At 69.5% G+C, this 19,567-nt stretch carries 17 protein-coding genes and 1 tRNA gene; 12 read left to right on the forward strand and 6 right to left on the reverse strand.

The features are described 5' to 3' along the window. Positions 1-413: 413 nt before the first annotated feature. Positions 414-1,112 carry a response regulator transcription factor gene (locus Psi02_RS04630; RefSeq protein ID WP_203952547.1) on the forward strand — a complete coding sequence of 233 codons (699 nt, stop codon included), beginning with the start codon at positions 414-416 and terminating at the stop codon, positions 1,110-1,112. Further along, the gene (locus Psi02_RS04635; RefSeq protein ID WP_203972149.1) at positions 1,109-2,227 is read left to right on the forward strand and encodes a sensor histidine kinase; all 1,119 of its coding nucleotides are present in this window, start codon (positions 1,109-1,111) and stop codon (positions 2,225-2,227) included. Before Psi02_RS04630 ends, Psi02_RS04635 begins: the two co-directional genes overlap by 4 nt. On the opposite strand, the gene Psi02_RS04640 is transcribed toward Psi02_RS04635, so the two are convergent. Further along, positions 2,219-2,671 carry a hypothetical protein gene (locus Psi02_RS04640; RefSeq protein ID WP_239094604.1) on the reverse strand — a complete coding sequence of 151 codons (453 nt, stop codon included), beginning with the start codon at positions 2,669-2,671 and terminating at the stop codon, positions 2,219-2,221. The two genes, Psi02_RS04635 and Psi02_RS04640, sit on opposite strands and share 9 nt — an antisense overlap. A gap of 225 nt (positions 2,672-2,896) precedes the next feature. On the opposite strand from Psi02_RS04640, the gene Psi02_RS04645 reads away from it, so the two are divergent. The 3 genes from Psi02_RS04645 to mptB all read left to right on the forward strand — a co-directional run bounded on the left by Psi02_RS04645 (position 2,897) and on the right by mptB (position 5,938). Further along, a complete protein-coding gene (locus tag Psi02_RS04645; RefSeq protein WP_203884330.1) occupies positions 2,897-3,247 on the forward strand; it encodes an STAS domain-containing protein in 351 nt (116 codons plus the stop codon). Between the two features lie 6 nt (positions 3,248-3,253). Further along, the gene (locus tag Psi02_RS04650; protein WP_203972151.1) at positions 3,254-4,018 is read left to right on the forward strand and encodes a glycosyltransferase family 2 protein; all 765 of its coding nucleotides are present in this window, start codon (positions 3,254-3,256) and stop codon (positions 4,016-4,018) included. 510 nt (positions 4,019-4,528) lie between these two features. After that, positions 4,529-5,938, forward strand: a complete 1,410-nt coding sequence (gene mptB, locus Psi02_RS04655; protein WP_203972153.1) for a polyprenol phosphomannose-dependent alpha 1,6 mannosyltransferase MptB — start codon at positions 4,529-4,531, stop codon at positions 5,936-5,938. Here mptB and Psi02_RS04660 read toward each other — a convergent pair. Further along, positions 5,829-8,066 carry an alkaline phosphatase family protein gene (locus Psi02_RS04660; protein ID WP_239094605.1) on the reverse strand — a complete coding sequence of 746 codons (2,238 nt, stop codon included), beginning with the start codon at positions 8,064-8,066 and terminating at the stop codon, positions 5,829-5,831. The two genes, mptB and Psi02_RS04660, sit on opposite strands and share 110 nt — an antisense overlap. A 194-nt stretch (positions 8,067-8,260) precedes the next feature. Between Psi02_RS04660 and Psi02_RS04665 the strand changes: the two genes are divergently transcribed. The 4 genes from Psi02_RS04665 (at position 8,261) to serS (ending at position 12,336) form a co-directional block, all read left to right on the forward strand. Next, positions 8,261-9,535, forward strand: coding sequence for a glycosyltransferase 87 family protein (locus Psi02_RS04665; RefSeq protein WP_203972155.1), 1,275 nt, complete (start codon positions 8,261-8,263; stop codon positions 9,533-9,535). 22 nt (positions 9,536-9,557) lie between these two features. Then, positions 9,558-9,998: a DUF4446 family protein gene (locus Psi02_RS04670; RefSeq protein ID WP_203972157.1), complete on the forward strand. Its 441-nt coding sequence runs from the start codon at positions 9,558-9,560 to the stop codon at positions 9,996-9,998. Positions 9,999-10,056: 58 nt separating this feature from the next. Beyond that, positions 10,057-10,977 carry a prephenate dehydratase gene (gene pheA / locus Psi02_RS04675; RefSeq protein ID WP_203972159.1) on the forward strand — a complete coding sequence of 307 codons (921 nt, stop codon included), beginning with the start codon at positions 10,057-10,059 and terminating at the stop codon, positions 10,975-10,977. A gap of 81 nt (positions 10,978-11,058) precedes the next feature. Then, positions 11,059-12,336, forward strand: coding sequence for a serine--tRNA ligase (gene serS, locus Psi02_RS04680; protein WP_203972161.1), 1,278 nt, complete (start codon positions 11,059-11,061; stop codon positions 12,334-12,336). A 225-nt stretch (positions 12,337-12,561) separates the two neighbouring features. On the opposite strand, the gene Psi02_RS04685 is transcribed toward serS, so the two are convergent. Continuing rightward, on the reverse strand, positions 12,562-12,765 hold the full coding sequence (locus tag Psi02_RS04685; RefSeq protein ID WP_203952538.1) for a cold-shock protein: 204 nt from the start codon (positions 12,763-12,765) through the stop codon (positions 12,562-12,564). Positions 12,766-13,007: 242 nt separating this feature from the next. Between Psi02_RS04685 and Psi02_RS04690 the strand changes: the two genes are divergently transcribed. Then, a complete protein-coding gene (locus Psi02_RS04690; protein WP_203972163.1) occupies positions 13,008-13,802 on the forward strand; it encodes an HAD family hydrolase in 795 nt (264 codons plus the stop codon). A gap of 27 nt (positions 13,803-13,829) precedes the next feature. On the opposite strand, the gene Psi02_RS04695 is transcribed toward Psi02_RS04690, so the two are convergent. Together Psi02_RS04695 and Psi02_RS04700 are read right to left on the reverse strand one after the other, a co-directional pair. Next, a complete protein-coding gene (locus tag Psi02_RS04695; protein ID WP_203972165.1) occupies positions 13,830-14,360 on the reverse strand; it encodes a bacterial proteasome activator family protein in 531 nt (176 codons plus the stop codon). Positions 14,361-14,476: 116 nt separating this feature from the next. Beyond that, positions 14,477-15,439, reverse strand: coding sequence for an NAD(P)H-quinone oxidoreductase (locus Psi02_RS04700; RefSeq protein ID WP_203972174.1), 963 nt, complete (start codon positions 15,437-15,439; stop codon positions 14,477-14,479). Between the two features lie 187 nt (positions 15,440-15,626). Between Psi02_RS04700 and Psi02_RS04705 the strand changes: the two genes are divergently transcribed. Then, positions 15,627-17,957: a nucleotide-binding protein gene (locus Psi02_RS04705; RefSeq protein ID WP_239094606.1), complete on the forward strand. Its 2,331-nt coding sequence runs from the start codon at positions 15,627-15,629 to the stop codon at positions 17,955-17,957. Between the two features lie 111 nt (positions 17,958-18,068). Then, positions 18,069-18,157: transfer RNA gene (locus tag Psi02_RS04710), tRNA-Ser, on the forward strand. 529 nt (positions 18,158-18,686) lie between these two features. Here the strand turns inward: Psi02_RS04710 and Psi02_RS04715 are convergent. After that, entirely contained in the window at positions 18,687-19,565 is an 879-nt protein-coding gene (locus tag Psi02_RS04715; RefSeq protein WP_203972175.1) for a hypothetical protein, read from the reverse strand. Between the last annotated feature and the right edge of the window lie 2 nt (positions 19,566-19,567).

The raw sequence follows: 19,567 nt of genomic DNA on the forward strand, positions 1-19,567 counted from the left end.
CGTACGTTCTCCGTGATCATGCACGGCAGTGCCGCCGCAGAGATAGAGGGCGATTTGCAGGCGTGGGCCGTAGGGGGCTGCCTGGATCGCACATGCTCCACGTGCATGATCACGGGACATGTACGGCCAGGTCATGGCATGTCCACACGAGGCTGTGCATGATCACGAAAGGTGAAGGCGCAGGTCGGGCGAGGCGTGGTCGAATGTGCGCATGATCACGGGTGGTAAAATGGCAGGTCAGGCATAACGTGACCGAACTTGTGCATGATCACGGACCCTTTCTGTGCAGGTCAGATGACCCGCCGCCGAACCTGTGCATGATCACGCCAGGAACTCTTACGGTCTGGTGACGGGGCTCGGAGTGCGGGACGGGGCGGCCATACCGTGGGGGATATGCCATCCCGAGGAGTCCGATGACTGGAAATCCCGCACGTGTCCTGGTCGTCGACGACGACCCGACCGTGGCAGAGGTCGTCGCCCGTTACCTGGAGCGCGACGGTCACAAGGTCGAATGCGTGGGCGACGGCGCCGAGGCTCTCCGGCGGGCGCTCGCCGACCCGCCCGACCTCCTCGTCCTCGACCTGATGTTGCCGAAGATGGACGGGCTCCAGGTCTGCAGGAAGCTCAGGGAGCGGTGGCCGGTGCCGGTCATCATGCTGACCGCGCTGGGTGAGGAGATCGACCGGGTCGTGGGCCTCGAGACGGGTGCGGACGACTATGTCACCAAGCCCTTCAGTCCCCGGGAACTCGCCCTCCGGGTGCAGTCGGTGCTGCGGCGCGCCCGGGGCGCGCTGGTACCCACCGGCACCGGCGTGTTGCGCGACGGCGATCTCGTGGTCGACGTGGGCGCGCACGAGGTGACGGTCGGCGGTGAGGAGATCGTCCTGACCGCCAGGGAGTTCGACCTGCTCGCCTATCTGCTGCGCAATCCCCGCCAGGCGTTCAGCCGTATGGCCCTCCTGGACCAGGTCTGGGGATGGTCCTTCGGCGACACGTCGACGGTGACCGTCCATGTGCGCAGGCTCAGGGAGAAGATCGAACCGGATCCGACCGACCCGCGGCGCATCGTCACCGTCTGGGGGGTCGGTTATCGATACGAGCCACTGACATGATCCTCCAGATCATGGCCGTGAGCGCGGGACTGGGCCTGGTCATCGCGAGCCTGGGGCTCGCCCTGCTGCGGGTTCTCCGTCGTCACTCGATCGGCGTGATGCTCGCGGTCGTGGCGGTGATCACGGTTGCGGCGACGCTCGCCGGCGTGGTCGCGGTCACGCTGGCGATGATCATCGAGGGCCGGCCGAGGAACATCGTGCTCACCGTCGTGGCCATCGGCGGCCTCGTGGGACTGGGCGTCGCGCTCATCAACGCGCGGTGGGTGGTACTGGCGAGCAGACGGCTGGTCGCCGCGCTCGACGACGTTTCGCCGTCCGGCCGGTTCGTCCCGCCGCAGGGGCCGCTGCCCGCCGAACTCGAGACCATCGGCCTGGCCCTGGAGCAGGCGTATGAGCGTCTGCGCCTGGGCCAGGAGCGTGAGCGGACTCTGGAGAGCGCCCGGCGTGAGCTGGTCGCCTGGGTGAGCCATGATCTCCGTACACCGCTCGCGGGGATGCGCGCCATGGCCGAGGCGCTGGAGGACGGCGTCGCCGACGATCCTGACACCGTCAAGCGCTACCACACGCAGATCAGGCTTGAGGTCGACCGTCTTTCCGGCATGGTCGACGACCTCTTCGAACTGTCCCGCATCCATGCGGGCACGCTGCGGCTCTCCCGTAACAAGGTCGGCCTGGCGGACCTGGTCGCCGACGCCCTTGCGGGTGTGGAGCCGCTCGCGAGGGCCAAGCGAGTCCGTCTGTCCGGCGAGGCGGACGCGGTGTTGCCCGTCGACGCGGACGCGGGTGAGCTGAGCCGTGCCGTACGGAATCTGGTGGTCAACGCGATCCGGCACACTCCCGCGGACGGGACCGTCTCCGTGCGGGCGGTCGCCGAGGGCGACACGGTCAGCCTGTCGGTCCTCGACTGCTGCGGAGGGATCCCCGAGGACGACCTGCCGCGGGTGTTCGACGTGGCGTTCCGCGGCGAGGCCGCCCGCACGCCCGGCCCGTACGGCGGGGCAGGGCTCGGGCTGGCCATCGCCCGCGGCATCGTGGAGGCGCACCAGGGCATGATCGGCGTGGTCAACGAGGGCCCCGGTTGCCGTTTTGAGATCAGGCTGCCGTTGTCAGGCTGAATCGCCTCCCGGGTCGGCGTCAGTACCCGTGTCGGGATGCCTGTCGCGTTCCGAGCCGCGGCTGCCCGGCTCGCGGAAGGAGAACGCCTCGGCCATGGCGCGGAACGTGGGGCAGGGCCACCGCCACATACAGCTTCTGCACCGCAGGATCGGATTGGCGGCGTCGCTCGTGATCCCTCCGGCGTCCCGGGGTTGATGGAGATCCAGCAGCCGGATGCCCAGCTCCGTGAAATTCAGCAGCTCATCGCGCGCCTCGGAGAGGAACTCGAGGTCCTCTCCGGCCAGTCGCGCGCTGATCGGGACATATCCCTCACGATTGATCAGCGAGCGGAGCGGTTCGGCCGTGTCACGCCACGACGTCGCCTTCTCTGTGCGGACCTGGATGACTTCAAGCCGCTCCCTGAGCGTTCGCCGCTGATGATCCTCGGGAAGTTCACTGTTCATCATGCTCTCGGGCCCACTGTGCTCGGCGCCCGCCCTCCTTCGCGAAGTGACGACCAAGACGCGGAGGTTCCGGGCCCCCCATCCGGCCAAGCCGGTGTCGCATACCGTCAAGCTTCGCGCACTCTGCGTGTACTCGCTGCCCGAATCGGGGACAAAGGGCGGACGACTCATCGGTAATTCCGGAGGAACGTGACCCGGGGCCGGTACGGCGCTAGTGTGCGGCTCGTGGAGCTCAAAGTCGCGACGCAATCCCACGCCGGTCACGCCGTTATGGCGGTCGCCGGCGAAATCGACCTATACACCGCTCCCCGGCTGCAGACGGAGTTCACCCGACTGCTGGAGACCGGGCCGGACCGGGTCGTCATCGACATGTCCGAAGTGGAGTTCTGCGACTCCACGGGCATGAACGTGCTGTTGTCAGCGCTCAAGCGGCTGCGTGAACGCGGCGGCAGCCTGGAGGTGGCGGCGCCTCGACCCGCGGTACGGAAGATCCTCCAGGTCACCGGCCTGGACTCGGTCTTCACCGTCCACGACACGGTGCCCGCGGACCTGCTCACGGCTGAGCAGCAGGGATAGCCGCACATGAGTGAACTGGTGGTGCCGACGCCGGACACCGCGGTCGTCATCCCGGCCAAGGACGAGGCCGACCGGATCGGCGCCACCGTGACCGCCGCCCTGAAGCTGCCCGGCGTGGATCTCGTGGTCGTCGTCGACGACGGTTCGGCCGACGAGACCGGCCGGGTGGCCAGGGCGGCCGGCGCCCGGGTCGTACGGCACAGCAGGAACATGGGCAAGGCCGCCGCGATGGAGAGCGGGGCGGAAGCCGTGCAGCTCCTCGATGAGGACGTTCCACGGCACCTGCTCTTCCTCGACGCGGACCTGGGCGAGACGGCTTCGGCAGCCCATGCGCTGATCACGCCGGTCCGGGTTGGTGCGGCCGACATGACCATCGCGGTCTTCGCCACCCGAGTGAAGCTCGGGGGCCACGGCATCGTCGTACGGCTGGCCCGCGACGGGATCAAACGGCTGACCGGCTGGGAGCCCGCCCAGCCGCTGAACGGCCAGCGGTGCCTGACTCGGGCCGCGTTCGACGCCGCGCAGCCGCTCGCCCATGGATTCGGTGTCGAGACCGGGATGACCATCGACCTGCTCGCGAAGGGCTTCAGGGTGGTCGAGGTCGAGGTGGACATGGCCCACCGGGCGACGGGAACCGACTGGCGGGCCCAGGTGCACCGCGCGAAGCAGTTCCGCGACGTCGGCCGCGCGCTGGCCGCCCGTGAACCGGCGATCAAGCATGGCAAGGAAGCTCTCAAGCAAGGCAAGGACGCCTTCCGCCCCCGCCCTTGAGCCCCCCTTCCTCCCCGCCGTGATCATGCACAGGTTCGAGGGAACGTGCCCTGAAGTGCCACAACCTTGCGCGTGATCATGCACACCTTCGGCGATGTCATGTCTGACGTGCCCTTTCATCGGTCGTGATCATGCACGGATTCGCGGATCTCTGCTCTGAGCAGGCCTTATGCCGATTGTGATCATGCACAGATTCGTGCGCCTCGGCGCCGACCAGCCGGGACGCCTGTCGTGATCATGCACGCGTTCTCCTAGTGTTACCCTCGCCGGCGGAAACGCCGCATGCGATCGCGTGAGGATCCCGACTGCGTCATCTAGGGCGCCTCGTTGATCGTGCGCATCTTCGATTGCCAGATCACGAATACCATCGGGCCAGGTCAGCGGGGTTGTAGAGGAATGTGTGCATGATCACGCCGAGAAGAATGCCTGGTCAGGCATGCCGCCACCGAAGGTGTGCATGATCACGCCGGAGGAAGTGCCTGGTCAGGTGGCATATCCCGGAACCTGTGCATGATCACGCGGGAAGGGGTGGGGGCGCGGGTCGCGTTGGGGGCCGGGGCGGCGTCGATTCTCGTGACGATCACGATCGGCCTGCTCGGGCCGTCCGCGATGGTGCCTCCGCTGCAGGGACGTCCGTGGCAGCCGCCCTACTCGCTCGACGTCATGCCCGACGGCCGTCTCGTCATCGGCATGGCGGCAGCCGCCATCATCCTGGGCGCGCTCGGCCTGGCGGCGGGGCTGCGCTTCATCCACAGGATGCCCGACGCGCGCCTCCTCCTGCTCGCGGGCTGCCTCGTCGCCGTCGTCCTCGCCTTTCTGCCGCCGTCGGGGTCCGCCGACCATCTCAACTACGCGGCATACGGGCGCATGGTCACGCTCGGACACAACCCCTATGTGACAGTTCCTGCTGATCTGCCCGCCGATCCCGTCATCCGATGGGTCGAAGAGTGGCGGAACACGCCCAGCGTTTACGGGCCGGTCGCGACAGCCGTACAGGCGCTCGCCTCCTTCATCGGCGGCGACTCGCTCCGGTTGACGGTTTTCGTCATGGAACTCGCCAATGCCGCCGCGTTCGTCGTGACGGCGCTGCTCCTGCACCGGTTCACCCGGCATGATCCTGTACGGCGCCGCCGCGCGGCTCTGCTGTGGACGGTCAACCCGCTGGTCGTCTATCACCTCGCGGCGGGCATGCACCTCGACACTCTGGCGATCGTCTTCGTGGTCGCCGCCCTCGTCGCCGGCCGGGGCAAGGGCATCCTGCTCGGTCTCGGAATCGCGGTGAAGGTCACAGTCGGCCTCGTCGCGTTAGGACCCGCGTGGGAGCTGCGGAGGTCGCCGAGAAAGCTGGCGATCGTCGCGGGATCGGCGACGCTGACCGTGCTCGTGGCCTACCTACTCGCGGGGCCCGACTCGCTCGACCAGGTCCGCAACGCCAGCCAGTCGTTGTCGCTGGCGACGCCCTGGAAGCTCGTCCAGCACGCGGCCCAGTCACTCATCGGTCCGGGCGCCTATCGGGTGTGGATCCAGCTCGGCTCCTACGCCCTGCTCGCGACCCTGGCCCTCCTGCTGGTCAGGGCCTTCCGGCGGGAGGGTGAGCTCGACGCCCCACGGGTGGCGCTCGCCTTCGGCGTGGCCTGGCTGTTCGCCACGCCCTACGTGCTGCCGTGGTACGACGGGCTGGCCTTCGCCCTGCTCGCGATGGTGGCCTGCCCGGCGCTCGACGGCTTCCTCGTCGTACGGCTGGCCGTGTTGTCCCTCGGATATCTGCCGGCGAGGCAGATGGATCAGCCCGACGGCCTGGGCTGGCTGGTCACCGTGGTCCGTTCGCAGGTCGTGCCATGGAGTCTGCTTGCGCTGACGATCGGTCTGGCGTGGTGGGCGTGGAGAGCTGGAGCGCGCGCACGGACGCGGCCAGCGTGAGCGGGACGGCCACGGTCAGGGCCATCGCCGGGATGGCGACGCCGGAGTCGTTCACGAGGAACCCGGCCAGGGCCGCGGTGAGCGTGCCGAGGAGCCCGGCCCGCAACGCGGACGCGTGGCCGTACGCCTGACTGAGCGCCGGCGCCCCCCACTTCGAGGGCCGGGAGAGCACGAGGAACAGGAAGGCCAGGGCGACCAGCGAGAGCAGGGTCAGGGGCAGGTTCCCCAGGGTGTGCAGCATCGCCCCCAGCTTGCGGCCGACGACCGATCCGCCCTCGCCGTCGACGACCTGCTGGACGAACGTCCCGAGGTGGGTCCTCTGGTCGGCCGGCCGCAGCCAGTCGGCGACGGCGATCAGCCCCACGGCCAGGACTCCGCCCGCGCCGATCACCGCCAGCCGGATGACGGACACCCTCCGGCCGGTGAGCAGCAACATGAACACGGCGAACCCGAGAATGAACGACGGCACGCCGCCGAAGTCGGCCCCCCAGCCCGGCCAGCCGTCCGCGACGATCGCCAGTAGCCCGTAGGCCAGGCACAGGACCAGCGCCGGGCCCCGCCACCGCCGCAGAGCCTGACTGAGCCCCGCCAGCAGCAGGATCGTGCCGGTCGAGTAGACGGCGAAGGCCATGTTCCCGAAGCCGTAGAAGCGGCCGCCCGTCACCGGCTCATAACCCGTCACGGCGTTCACCTGGAGTCTCGACCCCGTCATCACGTCGATGAGCAGGGCGAGCGAGCTCACCCCGGCGACCACGGTGAGCGGCCCGAGTACGTGCCCCCGCCACGGCCCGGCGAAGGCCACTCCGGCGATCGCCCCGGCCATGACCAGGATCGTGCCGCACAACGCGGCCATCGGGTGGGCCAGGCTCCACCACGGCACGAGTTGCGCCAGGAAGGTCGACACCGGGACCGCGGCGCTGACCACCGCGACGATCTGGGCGGGCACGAACATCCGCCGGTAGCGTCGCATCACGACGGCGGCGAGCGCGTAGAAGAGCAGTTGCGCCACCACGAGGACCAGGAAGAACGGCTCTCGCACCTGCTTGAGCACCTGGCTGGCGAGATCGGCGTCCGCGAGCCGGGCGACGGAGTCCTTCGCCGTGCCGTCCGCCGCGCCGTCCGGTTGCCACGGCCGGCCGACGACTCCCTCCGGGGTGGCGATCCCGAGGACGTGGGTGACGGTCGCGGTCAGGTCGGTGAGGGTGACCAGCGCGTCCTGCCGGGTGGAGGTCGCGGTCAGCCACCCCGCACCGTACGGCTCGAGCCCCGCCGTAGAGCCCGTAGAGCCCGTAGAGCCCGTAGAGCCGGCGGGGCCAGCAGACCCGGCGGGGCCGGTGGCCATGGCCACGTGAAGATGGGCGGTGGCGCCGGAGTCGGACAGGCCCGCGACGAGCACCGTCGAGCCCGCCGGCACGTGGGCGAGGACCGAGCCGACCGTGCGATCGGCGGCGGCCGCCGCGCTCCGGCGGGCGTCCCCCTCCTGGTTCCAGACCTGGGCGATCTCTCCCGCTTCCGCGAACACGACGGTGTACGGGGTCAGATCCGGCAGCTCACCCGGATTGGCAGCATATTTCTGGATCTTTCCGGACTTGTCGGCTGCCGCGAGACCGGCCCCTGGCCCGATCGCGGCGACACGCCCTCCCGCATCGATGATCGTCTGGCCGAGCAGGCCGATGTCCGCCTTGTACGAGCCCGCCCGCTGCAACGAGACCAGCGCGGCCCAGCCGGGGACGGCCGCCGAGCCGTCCGGCGCCGCGACGGGACCGGGAAGAGGCGTGCACGAGTCGCCGCCCGTCCCCGCCCGCTGCCCTGCCGACACCGTGAGCCAGCCGCCCGCCGGGCAGGTCACCGGCAGGCCATCCGGAGGAACCGTTCTCGTGGAGAGCGACGCCACGCCGCCCTTCCCCGCGAGGGCCCACAGGTTGGGCGTACGCGCCGGGTCGAGGTCGTCCCACCGCAGGCCGGGGACTCCGATCAGGACCACGCGGCCCGTGGGAGAGCCGGAGGACGACGCGGAGGCGGGTAGGGCGGCGCCCACCCCGATTCCCACCACGGACAGCAGCGCGACGAGCGCGGCCGCGATGAGGATCAGATGACGGACCGCTGTGGATCGCTGAGCGCCGTGCACGGTTCGCGGGCTCCTCGGCTCGGGCTGGACGGGCGAACAATCTCGGACTGGACGGGCGAACAATCTCGGACTGGACGGGCGAACGACAAGATGGTCAGGCGGAGGAAGGACGCGGAACACCGCGCCGATCCCCGCTGGCGATCGGACAACGTAGAGACAGGAACAGGACAGAGTCCACGGTAGCCTCCCTCATGATGACGACTGGCCGGATGACCGCGGTGGTGAGGTCGGTGCGGGCGTGGCCCCGCTACCTGATCTCGCTGCTGATCATCGCGGTCGCGGCCACCCCGTTGATCGCCTACTGGCTGAGCAATCCCGCCGACCAGCGCCTGGTCGACCTGGACGTCTACCGTACGGGCGGATCGGCGCTCCTGCTCGGCCTGCCCGTCTACGACGTGATCACTCCCGCGCCGCAGTTGCTGCCCTTCACCTATCCGCCGTTCTCGGCGATGCTGGCGGTTCCGCTGGGTGAGATGTCCTGGCCCGCGGCCCAATGGGTGTGGACGATCGGCATCGTGGTGGCCCTCGCCGTCACCGTGGGCCACTCCTTCCGGCCCCTGCTCAAGCGCTTCAGCGGGCGCCTGGCCGTACCCGTGTTGTTCGGCCTGCTGGCCGCCGCGTGCATGTACCTGATGCCCATCAGGGACCAGGTCAGGTTCGGCCAGGTCGACCTCTTCCTGGTGGCGCTGTGCCTGCTCGACTGCGTGGTCCGCAAGCCGTGGTGGCCCCGCGGGATGCTGATCGGCCTGGCGACCGCCGTGAAGCTCACGCCGGGTGTGTTCCTGATCTACCTGGCCGTCACGGGCTTTCCGCGGCGCGACGGGGACCCCGAGCAGAGGCGTGCCCTGTACATGGCGGTCTTCACGGCCGGCCTGCTCACGATCCTGCCGTTCCTGGCCATCTTCGACGACGCGAAGGACTTCTGGTTCTCGGCCCTGCTCGACTCGGAGCGCCTGGGGGCCAACGCCGCCACGACCAACCAGTCGCTGCGCGGCATGTTGCTCAGGCTCTACCTGCCCGGCTGGCTGACCGCCGTGATCTGGCTCGCCGCCGCCGCCGCGATCGGCTGGTACGGCTTCCGCCACGCACGCAGGGCGTTCCGCGCCGGCGACCCGATGACGGGAGTCGCGCTGACGGGGCTGATGGCCGTGCTGCTCTCGCCGGTGGCGTGGATCCACCACCTGGCCTGGGTCGTCATCGTGATCGCGGCGCTGGCGGGCGCGGGGAGGGACCGTACGCGACTGCTGGTCGCCGCGGGCGCGTGGCTCTACTACGTGTTGCCCATTCCCTGGTGGGGCGTGTCGATCAAGGCCCTGGAGATCCCGGTCGTGAGCCCGGTCGTCGGCAAGATCGTGCAGGACGCCTTCGGCCTCGGCGCGATCGGCCTCGTCTGGCTGCTCGCCTCCTGGTTGCCGCGGCGGAGGGACGCCGATCGAGCCGGGTCTCCGGTTCTCCGTGCGGTGCCTTGACCGAGTCGTTACGCTCGGTGGCGTGCTGGTTACCGTGGTGGTGATGGTCGGCGCCCTCGCGGGTGCGACCGGTGTGGCGATCGGCCTGCTCGCGCTCAGGAGTGCACGAGCCTCCGTGGAAGAGTGTCTCGACGCCCTGGCCCGGCGCAGCGCCGTCGAGGGCGCCGTCGACAGCAGAGCCATCCGCGATGTGGCGGTGTACCGGTACGACGCTCTCGAGGAGATGACCGGGCGGCTCTCGTTCTCCGTGGCGTTGATCAACGGCTTCGGTGACGGCGTCGTGCTCACCTCGATCAACGGCCGGTCCGAGACGCGCACCTACGTCCGGTCCGTCTACGCGGGCAAGGGTGGCCAGCCGCTCTCGCCCGAGGAGGAGCAGGCCGTGCGGGCGGCCCGGCTCGGCCTCGGCCCGGAGGTCGAGCCCCAGCGGACGCGCCGCCAATGGACGGTCACCTCCCGCTGATCGGAGGGGGCCGGCGAAGGTGCGACGTGCGACTCCTCTGTACGGCTAACCTGGTCGTATGTCGAAACTCGCCTACCTTGGACCACAGGGCACCTTCTGCGAGGCCGCCCTGCGGATCTTGGCGCCCGACGCCGAGGGCGTGCCCTGCGCCAACGTGGGCGCCGCTCTCGACGCCGCTCGCCGTGGCGAGGCCGGCGGGGCCGTCGTCCCACTGGAGAACTCGGTGGAGGGGGCGATCACCCAGACCCTCGACGAGCTCGCCTGGGGACAGCCGCTCCTCATCACCGGAGAGCTTCTGCTGCCGGTCGAGTTCTACCTGCTCGCGCGTCCCGGCACCGAGATGCGGCACATCAAGCGGGTCATCACCCACCCGGCGGCGCACACCCAGTGCCGCGGGTTCGTCGAGCGTGAACTGCCCGGCGCCGTGGTGGTCGCGTCGTCGTCCACCGCCGCCGCGGCTCAGGAGGTGGCCGCCCCCGGCTCGCCGTACGACGCGGCGATCAGCCCGGCCATAGCGGGCGAGTACTACGGGCTGGTCCAGGTCGCCGCCGGCATCGGTGACCGGTCCGACACGGTCACCCGGTTCGTCAAGGTGAGCCCGCCCGGCGAGCTGCCCCAGCCGACCGGCGCCGACCGGACCTCGCTGGTCGTCTACCTCAGGGACGACCATCCCGGCGCGCTGCTGGAGATGCTGAGCGAGTTCGCGGTCCGTGGCGTCAACCTGACCCGGATCGAGTCCCGCCCCACCGGCGACGGCATCGGCCGGTATTTCTTCCACTTCGACTGTGAAGGCCACATCGCCGACGCGCGGGTGGGCGAGGCCATCTCCGGTCTGCGCCGCCTGTCCGACGACGTCCGCTTCCTCGGCAGCTATCCCCGCGCCGACCAGGTCAGCACGCAGATCAAGCGCGGCACGGCCGACACGGACTTCTCCGAGGCCGCCGGCTGGCTGAGCCGCATCCGCGAGGGCCGGGTCTGACGTCCCCCGGACCGGGGATCGGACGAGGGCCGCACGGCCGGTGGCGGGCGGTGGCCGTACCGGCTCCGGTAGCCTTGATCCGTGATTGACCTGCGTACCCTTCGCGAGGAACCTGACCGTTTCCGGGCGTCGCAGCGCGCCCGGGGCGAGGACGACACGGTCGTCGACGCGCTGCTCTCCCTCGATGAGCGCCGTCGTAGCGCCCTCAGTGGCTTCGAATCGTTGCGTGCCGAGCAGAAGAGCATCGGCAAGTCGGTGTCGCGGGCCTCGGGTGAGGAGCGCGCGGCGCTGCTCGACCGTGCGAAGGACCTCGCCTCGCAGGTGAAGACGGCGGAGGCCGAGGCGGCCGCCCTCGGCGACGAGCTCGACCGGCTCGCCCTGAGCGTGCCCAACCTCGTCGAGGAGGGCGCGCCCCCCGGCGGCGAGGACGACTACGTCGTGCTCGAAGAGGTCGGGGACAAGCCGGACTTCGACTTCGAGCCCCGGGACCACCTGGAGCTCGGGGAACTGCTCGACGCGATCGACGTGGAGCGCGGCGCGAAGGTGTCGGGTGCCCGGTTCTTCTTCCTCAAGGGCGTCGGCGCGCGGCTCCAGCTGGGTCTGCTGAACATGGCGATGCAGCAGGCCGTCGAGGCCGGCTTCATCCCGATGATCACTCCCGTGCTGGTGAAGCCGGAGTCGATGCAGGGCACCGGCTTCCACGTGGCCCACGACAAGGAGATCTACCGCCTGCCCGATGACGACCTCTACCTCGTGGGCACGTCGGAGGTGCCGCTCGCGGCCTACCACGCCGATGAGATCCTCGACCCCCGTGCGCTGCCGCTGCGCTACGCGGGCTGGTCGTCCTGCTTCCGCCGCGAGGCCGGCTCGTACGGCAAGGACACGCGGGGCATCATCCGCGTCCACCAGTTCGACAAGGTCGAGATGTTCTCGTACTGCCCGCCGGAGGACGCGCACGAGGAGCACCTCAGGCTGCTCGCCTGGGAGAAGGAGATGCTCGAGAAGGTCGAGGTCCCCTACCGCGTGATCGATGTCGCGGCGGGCGACCTGGGCATGTCCGCGGCCAGGAAGTTCGACTGCGAGGGCTGGGTGCCGAGCCAGGGCCGCTATCGCGAACTCACCTCGACGTCCAATTGCACCGAGTTCCAAACGCGCAGGCTGCGGGTCCGCTATCGGGACGCGGACGGAAAGCCCCAGCACGTCGCCACGCTGAACGGCACTCTCGCGACCACTCGGTGGATCGTCGCCATTCTGGAGAACCACCAGCAGGCGGATGGTTCGGTCATCGTTCCGAAGGCTCTGCGGCCGTATGTCGGGCTCGACATCCTCGAGCCGATCAAGGGGCGGGTCGCGCGCTGATTTCCTGTCCGCTTAGCGCGTAATCGGCGATTGCGCGCTAAGCGGGGAAAGTGTGGTCCGTGTCCGGATGGAGCGGTCCGGAAAAACGTTTACTCGGTGTACCTAACTCATTCGCCGCGTTCCTTCGTGTTCCCCGAGAGCGTTCACGAGTAGACGAATGGTCTGGCCCGAACACACCAAAGGCGGGGTTCGCAATGCGAACCCCGCCTTCAGTGAGTCAGTGGGTCAGATCGCCCGCACGTTGGAAGCCTGCGGACCCTTGGGGCCCGAGGTGACCTCGAACTCCACCCGCTGGCCGTCCTCCAGATTGCGGTACCCGGAGCCGGAGATCGCCGAGAAGTGCACGAACACGTCGGGCTCGCCGCCGTCCGGTGCGATGAAGCCGAAGCCCTTCTCAGCGTTGAACCACTTGACGGTTCCCTGAGCCATTAATGCTCTCCCTAAGGAAGTGAATCTTGGGGCACCACACCTCGTGGGCCCCGGTGTGTCGCACAGCTCCCCGGGTGGCTCATAACAGTCAAGCTGGTTTTCGCTACGGGAACAGCTAATACAACGCCATCACATCTAACACTATGGCGCGCGTTGGTGTTCCATCTCTGGGTGAGATTTCTTCTTCCAGGCACCCCTCGAAGGTGTGCCAACGCATAACAGCGTGCAAACTGGAACGCGTCATGACCAGCCCTCGTCTCGTCGCCACGGATCTCGACGGCACCGCGCTGCACTCCGACGGCAGCGTCTCCGCTCGGACGGCCGCCGCCTTCGCGCGAGTGGAGGAGGCCGGCGGCACGCTGGTCTTCGTCACCGGGCGGCCGCCCCGCTGGATGCACGCCGTCGCGGGAGCCGTACGACATCGGGGGCTGGCGATCTGCGCCAACGGAGCCCTCGTCTACGACCTCCACACCGAGGTGATCGTGGAGTCCCACCTGATCGCCCCTCACGTCCTGGAGGAGTCCGTCCGGCGGCTGCGGGACCACATCGACGGCCTCGCGTTCTCCGTCGAGTACGAACAGGGCTTCGCCCACGAGTCGGACTTCCCGGTGGGCGGCTGGGACGCTCAGAGGGTGAACGGGCAGCGGGTGGAGACGTCGACGCTGACCTCGCGGCCGTGCGCCAAGCTGCTCGCCCTGCATCCGTCGATGCATCCGGACGACCTGCAGCGCAAGGCGCTCGACGTCGTCGGAGACCTCGTGACGCCCACCCACTCGAGTGGGCGGGGGCTGATCGAGATGAGCGCCTACGGAGTGACCAAGGCCACGGCGCTGGCCGCGCTCGCCGGCGATCTGGGGATCAAGCCGGCCGACGTGGTCGCCTTCGGGGACATGCCCAACGATCTGCCGATGCTGACCTGGGCCGGCACGTCGTACGCCGTCGCGAACGCCCACAAGGACGTGCTGGCCGCCGTCGATCACGTGACGGCGGCCAACAACGACGACGGAGTCGCCCGGATTCTTGAGGATCTGTTCTGACGTGTTCGGGGGCGTCGGGCGAAAGCCCTACAGGTAGGGGCCGCCGCCGCGGTGGGTCGCCTCGTCGGGGCTCTGCTGGGTCATGCCGCCGGGAAGCGCCCTGCGCATCTGCTCCAGCTGCGCCCGTGCGGCCATCTGCTGGGCGAACAGGGTGGTCTGGATGCCGTGGAACAGGCCCTCGAGCCAGCCGACGAGCTGGGCGTGAGCGACCCGCAGCTCCGCGTCGCTCGGGGGGGCGCCGTTGTCGTCGGTGAGGGGGAGCGAAAGCCGTTCCAACTCGTCGACGAGCTCTGGGGCGAGCCCGTCCTCCAGCTCCTTGATGGAGCTCTGGTGGATGTCCTTGAGGCGCTTGCGGCTGGCGTCGTCAAGGGGGGCCGCGCGCACCTCCTCGAGAAGCTGACGGATCATGCTGCCGATCCGCATGACCTTCGCCGGCTGCTCGACGAGCTCGGCGACGGACCGTTCCTCCTGCTCGCTCTCCTTGCCGCCGTCGCCGGAGACCGAGAGGCCCTCGGGCCCCACGACCACGATCTGTGGGGTGCTCTCGTCTGCGTTCATGGGTCGATTACCACTCCTGATTCGCTTCCTGGCTCGCCCCGCCCCGTGCCGGCCGCCGGCGGCCTGCTTCGCTGAGCGGCCAGGCTCGCTTTCCTGCTCTCGCGATCCAACCTAGCTCACCGGACCAACAGGATCTTTCCGATGTGCTCGCTCGCCTCGAGCATGCGGTGAGCCTCGGTGGCGTCGGCCATGGGGACCTCCGCGTGCACCACCGGACGGATCGCTCCGGCGCTGATCAGCGGCCAGATGTTGGTCACGACGCCGCGGCAGATGACGCCCTTCTCATCGACCGGGCGTACGCGCAGACCGGCCGCGGAGATCGAGGCCCGCTTGCCCATCAGCTTGCCGAGATCGATCTCGCCGACCGTTCCGCCCTGCATGCCGATGAGGACCAGCCGTCCGCCGATCTTGAGCACGTCCACGTTCTGGCGGAGGTACTTGGCGCCGATGATGTCCAGGATGACGTCGGCCCGGTTCTTGAACTTCTCGGCGAAGTCCTCCTCCCGGTAGTTCACGCCCTCGTCCGCACCCAGGTCGAGGCAGCGCTGCACCTTGTCGTCGGACCCGGCGGTGACGAGCACGTGCGAACCGAACGCCTTGGCAAGCTGGACGGCCATGGTGCCGATCCCGCTCGCGCCGCCGTGGACGAGCAGGGTCTCGTCCTTGCGCAGTCTGGCGGTCATGAAGACGTTCGACCAGACTGTGCAGGCGACCTCGGGAAGGGAGGCGGCCACGTCCAGTGCGAGCCCTTCGGGGACCGGCATGACCTGCTGCCACGGGACGGCGACGCGCTCGGCGTACCCTCCGCCTGCGAGCAGCGCGCAGACCCGGTCGCCGACGGAGAACCCCTCGACGCCGTCGCCGATCTCGGCGATCACGCCCGAGCACTCGAGGCCGAGGATGTCAGAGGTGCCCTTGGGAGGCGGATAGAAGCCCTGCCGCTGGAGGATGTCGGCCCGGTTGACCGCGGACGCCGTCACGTCGATGACGACCTGACCTGCGGCGGGACGCGGATCGGGCACTTCTCGCCAGTCCAGGACGTCGGGTCCGCCGGGCTCGGAAATCACAATCGCACGCATGTCACCTAAAGTAGCGTGGCGGTCGAACTCAACGGTTGCCCGCATTCAGCGTAATACGGGACGCTAATCTCCAATGTGTTTGCTGCCCTTTTAGCCCATCCCGAGGGGGTACACGGTGGCGAGACATGATCGAGAGGATCCTCATTCTCTAGAGGACCAGCTCGCATGGCTGGACGCGATCAAGGAAATGCCCGACGAGGTGGAGATCGCGGTGAGCGCGGTCACTTCCGCGACCCTTGCGTCCGCCGCGTCTCCCGGCGCGTCTTCCCCCGCGGCTCCTCCCGCCCAGCCGGCAGGCCGCGAGGCCCCTTCGCCGTACCCCCAGGACCCGTGGAGCCTCGTCCCGTCGGAGCCCGCGTCGGGCGCGCTGTTCCGCAACGCGGTCGACTCGATGTACGGCTCCGCGTCCGTGGCCGTGGCCGACGACGCCGCCGTGGCCGCTCCGCCCGGTGAGGACATCGGCAGCAAGGATTCCGCGGCCGAACCGGCCCTCGGGTCCGCCGCGTTGCCCGTCGAGGTCGTGCCGAAGCCGGCCACTCGGGGTGACCGCGCCGAATCGCCGGAACGCCCGGCCGAGCCGGCCATCGACCCGTTCGACCCGTTCGGGTCCGCGTTCCGGACGTCCGCGCTGAGCGGCGCCCTCGCCGGAGCGCCCACGGAGGAGGACACCGAGCGGGCCGCGCCCCGCGAGGACGTCGACGCGATGGGGACGACCAAGCCGTCCGGCAGCGACCAGGAGTCCATCTCGGGATCGGGCTTCGGGGGCGGCTTCGGCAAGGGCGCCTTCAACGACTCTCCCGCGGACACCGACTCCTTCAGCCTGGGCGCCTTCGCCGACGCCGATACCCGCAAGCCGGGCGGTGCGGCTTCCGAATCTCCCGCGCCCGCTGGGGAGTCGCCTTCTTCCTCGACGTCCGCCTCGGCGACTGCTTCAGGAGCTGAGGAACCGCTGCGGGGCTGGCTGGAGCCGGCCGTACCGATCGCACCTGCGGAGCCCGCGGATTCACGTCCTTCGGTGGAGAGGGCCGCGCCCTCCGAGTGGCCGAGCATGCCCGAGCGGCTGCCCGCGGACAGGGCCGCGGCGCAGGACCACTTCGAGTCCTTCCCCGGAGAGGCCCTGCGCGCCGAGTCCTTCACAGGCGAGCAGGCACGTCCCGAGCGCTTCCCCGGTGAGCGGTTCCCTGGGGAGCGTTTCCCCGGAGAGGCCGCTCCGGCGGATCCGTTCGCGCCGGACCGTTCCGCCGCGGTCTCGGGGGAGCACTCCTTCCGGACGGATCGGCTGTTCCCCGCGGAGCGGTCGGACGGCTTCGCAGGCCCGGACGCGACGTTCCACGTCACGACTCCGGTGGTGGAGCCCAAGCCCCCGGTCAAGGACGACCCGTTCTCCGGCTCCCTCCGGGAGGATCTGGCCGTCGACGAGCGCCGGCCGTACGAGCGTGACGGGGTCGACACCGACGATCGCCCGCAGTACGAGGCGCGCCGCCGTCAGGCTCCGCCGCCGCCGGCGGCGTTCAACGTTCCGTCGCGGTCCGTCGCGGGCAACAAGCCGTCGGCGGACAGCCTCGATCCGGTCAGCCTCCTCAAGGGCCGCAGGAACGCTCCCAAGGGCGGCTGGCGCCGGCTCGTCTACAAGGCGTCGGCCGGCTGGATCAAGCCGGGCGAGCCTTCAGAGGTACGGCGGCGCCGCGAGCTGGTCAACCGGGCCAGGACGCCCGTCGCGACGGGGCACCACCGGGTGGCCGTGCTCAGCCTCAAGGGCGGCGTCGGCAAGACGACCACGACGGTGGGATTGGGTGCGACGCTGGCCCAGGTGCGCGGCGACCGCGTGATCGCCGTCGACGCGAACCCTGACCGCGGAACCCTGTCCGACAAGGTCGAGCTTGAGACGGCGGCGACCGTACGCGACCTGCTCAACGAGCGCGGGCAGATCAAGCGGTACGTGGACATAAGGGCGTTCACGTCGCAGGCTCCGTCGAGGCTGGAGATCCTGGCGTCGGACCGCGATCCGTCGGTGTCCGAGGCGTTCAGCGCGAAGGACTACGCCGCCGTCTCGCAGGTGCTGGAGAACTTCTACTCGATCTGCATCACCGACTGCGGGACCGGGCTGCTGCACTCCGCGATGTCCGGCGTTCTCGGGCTGGCCGACCAGATCGTGCTGATCAGCTCGCCGTCCGTCGACGGTGCCCGGGCGGCCTCCGCGACGCTGGACTGGCTGGAGGCTCACAACTACGGGGACCTGGTGCGGGCGGCGACCGTGGTGCTGTGCAGCGTCCGGCCGCGGTCGAAGTCGACCGTGGATCTGGACAGGCTGGAGGCGCACTTCACCGCTCGATGCCGGGCCGTCATCCGGGTGCCCTACGACCCTCACCTGGAGGAGGGCGCCGAGATCGACCTCGAGCGGCTCCAGGAGGCGACACGGGAGGCGTACCTGAAGCTGGCGGCCAGCGTGGGCGACGGCTTCGCCGGGCCGCACGCGCTGGGGGAGCGCAGGTTCTCTGAGATCCCCGACCAGCTGTAGGCGCTCTCACCACCGCGGATGCCCGGGGAAGATCGTTTGATATGCGGTCGCGGGGATTACACAGGCGGTGAGAGAGTATGGTGCAGCATGACGTCTTCGCGGGCGTCATCTGGAGAGCTCGCCTAGTGGACGATGGCGGCGGTCTTGAAAACCGCTAGGCCGGGTGACCGGTCTCGTGGGTTCGAATCCCACGCTCTCCGCTGACCAGGAAGGACCCTTCGGCCGCCGCGTGACCACTGCCCGCGGCCGGCCGATGGGAACAGATTGTCGCCCCCTGCTCCGCATCGAGCCCGGCCGAATCGCCGGGCTTGGCGTATACCGGGGGTTACGCGCACGCCGCTTCGATGCGGCGCAGCGTCGTTCACCTGCTGGACGAGGCGCATCGCCCCGTCGCACGGGGTCTGCGTGTCCTCGCGGTTGGTGACGATCATGACGCCGGCGGTGACCAGGAGAGTCAGCGACCGCTCCGCAGATGATGATGCCAAACCACGAGATGTCATTCTTCGAGGGCGCAGTGACTGGTTCTGGTGCTTGCCCCATGTGGAAGGTGTCCGGCTCGTCGGCCATGGTTGCTCCAGGGGGGCTGGGGGGAGGGGTTCGTACCCCATGAGACGCCCGTCCATCGCACACGGTTGGGCGCAGTGACACAGGAGTGCGATATGACCGCCATCATGCGCCTCCCCCCAGCGAGTCGGCCGCAGGCCGCCTTGAGGAGGCCTCGGCCGTCGTTCACGTGATATTCACGGGATGATCTTGACGTGTAGTCGGCGAAAGGCGGTTGAAGCCGTCGGGATTCGAGATGCGCCGACGTGGATGCCGGGTGAGGCTGTAGCCGCCGACGCCGGTGACGGCCGCGATGGCACCGCCGATGGCGGTCCAGGCCCAGCGGGCCGACAGGTCGGGGAGCCAGTCCCAGTTCCAGCCGGTGTCCTTCTTCTCCTCGGCCACGACCGGCGGCGCCGAGGTCAGTACCGTGCCGGCGGTGACCGGCTGGGTCAGCGAGGCCTTGAGTTCGCCGCCCTCCGGCTGGATGTCGTCGCTGTCATGGGTGGTGATCCGCATCGCCACCTGCATCGGCAGGCCCAGGTCCTGCTCAGGCAGTCCGGTGACGGCCAGTCGGACGTAGTAGGTGCCGGGCAGCGGGTCGCCGGACCACGGCTCGGCCCAGGCGCGGACCTGCCGCAGGGTGCAGCCCAGAGTGACCGATGCGGCGTCGGCCGCAGCGGTCGGCGTCTGGGCGCCCGCCGTACAGGCCTGGCGACGGCGGAGCCCGTCGAAGACGTCCACGGCCCAGTTGGATGCGCCGTGCCGGGAGCTTGTGGGCGGCAGGGTGACGGTGATCGCGATCTTGTCGGTCTGCCCGGCCTCGGCGGTGAACGACCAGTAGAGGTAGTCGCCGGTGGAGCCGGCCAACTGCACCGGTTGTCCGGGCTGGACGGCGGTCGCGGTGAGGAAGGAGGATCCGGCCGTGGTCACCGGCGCCAGGCTTTCCGACGGGGACGGCGACGGAGAGGCGGTGTCGGCGGCCGCCGGACCGGCGGAGAGCAGCAGTGCGGCTGCGGCGGCGGACAGCGCCCCGGCGCAGCGGCGGATGGAAGTTGTACGCATCG

Source organism: Planotetraspora silvatica, from assembly GCF_016863315.1.
Taxonomy (GTDB): Bacteria; Actinomycetota; Actinomycetes; order Streptosporangiales; family Streptosporangiaceae; genus Planotetraspora; species Planotetraspora silvatica.